Below are 2,574 nucleotides of genomic sequence, written 5' to 3'. Positions count from 1 at the left end.
TNTTAAAAAAATATCATTAAATTTACAGCTATTAATCTTTTAATCCCTATTCAATATGAAACAGAAAATATTACTTTCCCTTTTTACAATCTGTATAATATCCTTTTTTGAAGGATGTTCTAATGATGAATATAGTAAAGAATTAAAGGAGTTAACTACAACTAGTCATAATGTTATAGCTCTTCAAGATAGTACTATATTACCGATTAAAGGCACCCATAAAAATATCAAACACCTAAAAACAAGAGCTAATTATTATGATTATGATTTATCCGAAGAACTAGAACAACTTGATGAGATACCTATATACCTACAAGTTCAAGGAAATTCTGACGAAAGACGCTTTTTAAGTGTAACAAATAAGGGAAAAGAAGTAACTATAGAAAAATTTAAGGATAAATCGCTAGATCAACAATTTTATATAAAAATACTTCCTGCTACAGCAGGAATTCCATATCTGATCTATTCAAAGAAGACAAATACTCTTATTAGAATTGGAACATATAAAAATAAGCCTGAAGTTAGCATATTATATGCTGGTCATGCTCCAAAAGAACAACTTTTTGGAGCATCTTGGGATATTAAACGTGGAAAATATTCTAGAGATTCGTATATAATAGAGAACACTGATTTTCCAATGCTCGGAAATAATTATGGAGGATGGGGAAATACTGATGTTTATTATAATGCCATAACAGCAGATGGAAATAAAGTTTTATTTTCTAAATACAATAATTCTCCAAAACAAGAATTTCAAATAATTCCAGTAGAGGAATTTAAAATCGAGAGTATAACATTCAATATAGATAACACAGCTACATTAACTCAAGAACCAGAACTTGTATATTCTGACCGATTTGTAAATAATAGTCCTATTGAACAGAAACACACATTCTCTATATCTAAAACATATAAAGAAACTTCTAGTTTCACAAAGAAAACATCCTATAGTCTCAGTATAAAAACAGACTTTTCTGTAAAGATTCCGATAATAGCAGATGGGAAAATATCTACAACTTTATCTAGTAGTAAAGAATTTACATACGGAAAAAGCGAGGAGCACACTATTACTATTAATAGGGATTATCCTATAATAATTCCAGCTAATTATATAGGAATCATGAGAGTAACGTTATATAAATACAATATGGATGTAGAGTATATTGCAACATGTGTAGGAATGGTATCAGGGCGAAAAATAAAAATAAAAGGAAGATGGAAAGGTGTAGATGTAGAACAAACAGAAGCAGTTCTTGATTTAACTCCAACAAATAACAGCACCTCTGGAAAGAGAACTGTTAAAATATCTAAAGACATGTTAGAATCAAATAAAGTAATAAAAATAAACTAAGATGAAACCTAGTATCTTTTCAACACTTATAATACTTACACTATTCACTTCATGTGCTATTCAAACACATTCTCTATTTCCGATAGATAAAATACATCTAAGCACTAATAAAATTAGTGTTATAAATATTTGTGGGAAACCTTTCCGTTCTGATTCTTATATTAATAAGGATAAAAAGATAGATATTTTATACTACAAGGAACCTGCAAGAGTATTAAATCAAGGATTTATTATAACAACTATACTTACATTTGAAAATGATTCATTAGTAGCAATAAAACAATATGATAAAAACATATCTAATATAGAGTTATCTTTAGATTCTATTTATAGAAAATAAGAACAGCTTTTTACACTCTAAAGTATAAATTATGCTAGGGGTTATAAAGATATACTAGAATTTTGAGCTAGTTTCAAAATTCTAGTATTTCTTCTTTTTAATCTCCAAACTTCTTGTGGGTCTTATAATATTCGTGTATTAACTTAGTGCTGGTCTTTGGATTATTCTCTCTGTAATACTCCCACAACCTGCCTTTTTCAATCCATAAACCAGCGTTTTTCCATCTCGTGTGCTCTGCTACAACTATTCAAGCCTAAAATAACTTATACACTAGAGTGCAAACATTTGCACCACATACAAGACTTCTTGCACTAGGTGCAATTTTGTCTTATATGGGGTCGTTTCGTTCCGCTGCGCTTCATCTTCACTCGTGCGCTCGGTCAATCGTCGTTCCTCCTCATTTCCCTTTTCGCTGCGTTCGTTCCTCTCTCCGCTCATCCGGCGCACATCTAACCGCTGTCGCTTTTCGGTGCTGTCGCTATGGGGAGACCCCTATACCCCCATGACGCAACAGAGTTGCGATTTTCTAAGCCTAACGGCAAAAAAAGAACCGTACTTTTGTCCTCTCGAAAGAATTGTATATCTTTGCGGAGAGAACTTACAAAAGTAAAGTTCTTAGCACACTAAGAACTTTGTACGACTATCGTCTAAAGTTCGTGTGCTCTCCGAGGGCGGGGGCAAGCCCCTGCGACCCCATTCCAACCACCCTTAGCAAACCAAAACAAGAAAACAATATGGCACAAACATCAGCCAATTTCCAATCTGTCAAGGCAGGAAGTGAGCAACACAACAAGAGAGAAAAAGAACTCGATTACGTTCATAAGGAACTTTCCCATAACAACGAGTATTGGGAAAGCTGCACCCAGGAGCAGCGTATGAAAGA

2 protein-coding genes are annotated in these 2,574 nt (G+C 33.1%); both read left to right on the top strand.

Annotated features, from left to right (window positions below; genetic code table 11):
• Nucleotides 1-55 precede the first annotated feature (55 nt).
• Nucleotides 56-1,351 carry an ETX/MTX2 family pore-forming toxin gene (locus HMPREF0666_RS15575; protein WP_009013351.1) on the top strand — a complete coding sequence of 432 codons (1,296 nt, stop codon included), beginning with the start codon at nucleotides 56-58 and terminating at the stop codon, nucleotides 1,349-1,351.
• A 1-nt stretch (nucleotide 1,352) separates the two neighbouring features.
• Nucleotides 1,353-1,691, top strand: coding sequence for a hypothetical protein (locus HMPREF0666_RS15570; protein ID WP_009013350.1), 339 nt, complete (start codon nucleotides 1,353-1,355; stop codon nucleotides 1,689-1,691).
• Nucleotides 1,692-2,574: the final 883 nt, after the last annotated feature.

The organism is Prevotella sp. C561, assembly GCF_000224595.1.
GTDB classification, from domain to species: domain Bacteria; phylum Bacteroidota; class Bacteroidia; order Bacteroidales; family Bacteroidaceae; genus Prevotella; species Prevotella jejuni.
This window is presented reverse-complemented; position numbering and strand designations above follow the sequence as displayed.